This is a genomic window from Paracoccus versutus, assembly GCF_000763885.1.
In the GTDB taxonomy this organism is placed as follows: Bacteria; Pseudomonadota; Alphaproteobacteria; order Rhodobacterales; family Rhodobacteraceae; genus Paracoccus; species Paracoccus versutus.
In genome coordinates, this window is sequence record NZ_JRKO01000140.1 from 1 (window position 1) to 2,500 (window position 2,500).

2 protein-coding genes are annotated in these 2,500 nt (G+C 60.0%); both read left to right on the forward strand.

Going from position 1 to position 2,500, the window contains the following annotated elements; all coding sequences use genetic code 11:
- Nucleotides 1-113: 113 nt before the first annotated feature.
- Nucleotides 114-1,646 carry an IS21 family transposase gene (gene istA, locus IT40_RS26215; RefSeq protein ID WP_036761422.1) on the forward strand — a complete coding sequence of 511 codons (1,533 nt, stop codon included), beginning with the start codon at nucleotides 114-116 and terminating at the stop codon, nucleotides 1,644-1,646.
- On the forward strand, nucleotides 1,636-2,427 hold the full coding sequence (istB, locus tag IT40_RS26220) for an IS21-like element helper ATPase IstB (RefSeq protein ID WP_019352161.1): 792 nt from the start codon (nucleotides 1,636-1,638) through the stop codon (nucleotides 2,425-2,427). The genes istA and istB overlap by 11 nt, the downstream gene beginning before the upstream one ends.
- Nucleotides 2,428-2,500 lie beyond the last annotated feature (73 nt).

Genomic DNA, 2,500 nt, shown 5'->3' on the forward strand with positions numbered 1-2,500 from the left:
TGTTGAATGTCGCTGAGAACTGACCCGGGTATAGCGGAAATTTTCATTGAGAATTGACCCATGTGATTGGCTCGCCCCGACTGCATCAGGCAGGGGGCAAAGGAGTGATCGACATGGCTTTTTTGAGTGTCATCCGGCGATGGGCGTTGCGTGACAAGATTTCCATTCGCGAGATTGCGCGGCGAACCGGACTGTCGCGGAACACGATCCGAAAGTATCTGCGCGCTGGCGATGTGACGCCGCAGTTCAGCATCCCTGATCGCCCGAGCAAGCTGGACCCGTTTGCGGAGAAGCTTTCGGGCTGGTTGCTGCGAGAAGCTCGCAAGCCGCGCAAGCAGCGCAAGACGGTGAAGCTGCTCTACAAGGACCTTGCCGCACTGGGATATGGCGGCTCGTATGAGCGGGTTGCGGCCTTTGCCCGCTCCTGGCGCGCGGATCGGTTGCGCGATGAGCAGTCCATTGGTCGCGGCGTCTTCGTGCCCTTGGCATTTGCGCCGGGGGAGGCTTTCCAGTTCGACTGGAGTGAGAACTGGGCCGTGATCGGTGGGGTTCGCACGAAACTGCAGGTTGCCCACATCAAACTCGCACATAGTCGGGCTTTCCTGCTGCGGGCTTATCTGCTGCAGACGCATGAGATGCTATTCGACGCCCACTGGCACGGGTTCCGCGTCTTCGGCGGTGTGCCCGGCCGCGGCATCTATGACAACATGAAGACAGCTGTCGACAAGGTGCTGGTCGGCAAGGACCGGCAGGTCAACCTGCGCTTTATGGCTATGGCCAGCCACTACGTCTTTGATCCCGATTTCTGCAATCGGGCTGCGGGCTGGGAAAAGGGGCAGGTCGAGAAGAACGTTCAGGATGGCAGGAACCAGCTCTGGCAGACAATGCCGGCTTTTGCGGATCTGGCGAGCTTGAACATCTGGTTGGAGGAGAATTCTGTTCGTCTTTGGCATGAGACGCCGCACGGCACCTTGCCGGGCACGATCGCCGATATCTGGGAAGCGGAGAAGGAGGCGCTGATGGCCCTTCCTCCCGCATTCGATGGGTTCATCGAACATGGCAAGCGCGTCTCCCCGACCTGTCTGGTAACATTTGAACGTGCCCGCTACAGCGTTCCCGCCTCGTTCGCGAACCATCCGGTCAGCCTGCGGGTCTACCCAGAGAAAATTGTCATCGCGGCTGAGGGGCAGATCCTGTGCGAGCATGATCGGGTCATCGAGCGCGCCCATCACGCGCTGCCTCGCACGGTTTACGATTGGCGGCATTATCTCACGGTGATCCAGCGCAAGCCTGGTGCCTTACGCAACGGCGCCCCGTTTGCCGAGATGCCAGAAGCCTTCCGGCTGCTTCAGCAGCATCTGCTCAAGCAGCGCGGCGGAGACCGGGAAATGGCTGAGATCCTGGCGCTGGTGCTGCAGCATGACGAGCATGATGTCCTGGCCGCCGTCGAAATGGCGCTTGAGGCCGGCGTGCCGACCAAAACCCATGTGCTGAATCTTTTGCATCGCCTGGTGGATGACGGACCCATTGCAACGCCTGACCTGGACCCACCGCGGGCTCTGGCCCTTCGGGAAGAACCAAAAGCCAATGTCGCCCGGTATGACGACCTGCGCCGCCAGTTGAAGGGAGCACGACATGCGTCATGATCCCGCCAGTGCCGCTATCGTCATCATGCTCAAGAGCCTGAAGTTGCACGGGATGGCACAAGCCGTTGCCGACCTTATGGAGCAAGGCGCGCCCGCCTTTGAGGCCGCAGTGCCCATGCTCTCGCAGCTTCTGAAAGCCGAAATGGCTGAACGTGAGGTCCGCTCGATCGCCTATCATCTGAAGATCGCCCGCTTCCCCGCCTATAAAGATCTGTCGGGCTTCGACTTCGCTGCCAGCGATGTAAACGAGCCCCTGGTTCGGCAACTCCACCGGTGTGACTTCCTCGATGGCGCCCAGAATGTCGTATTGATCGGGGGGCCGGGCACAGGGAAATCGCATGTCGCGACCGCCTTCGGTATCCAGGCCATCGAACACCATCGCAAAAAGGTGCGCTTCTTCTCGACCGTCGAGCTGGTCAATGCCCTTGAGCAGGAAAAGATGCGCGGCAAGGCCGGGCAGATCGCTGACAACCTGACACGCCTTGATCTGGTCATCCTGGATGAGCTTGGATACCTGCCCTTCAGCGCCTCGGGCGGGGCGCTGCTCTTCCATCTGCTGAGCAGGCTCTACGAGCGCACAAGCGTTGTCATCACCACCAATCTCAGCTTCGCCGAATGGGCCACCGTCTTCGGCGACGCCAAAATGACCACGGCGCTGCTCGACCGCCTCACCCATCGCTGCCACATTTTGGAGACCGGAAACGACAGCTTCAGGTTCAGGGCGAGCACCGCGGCCGCCAAAACAAAGAAGGGAGCTTCAAGTGCATTGACCCAGGCATGACCCACAGAACATAACCGAAGGGTGGGTCAGTTCTCGATGACAAACCCGGGTCAGTTCTCAGCGACATTCAACA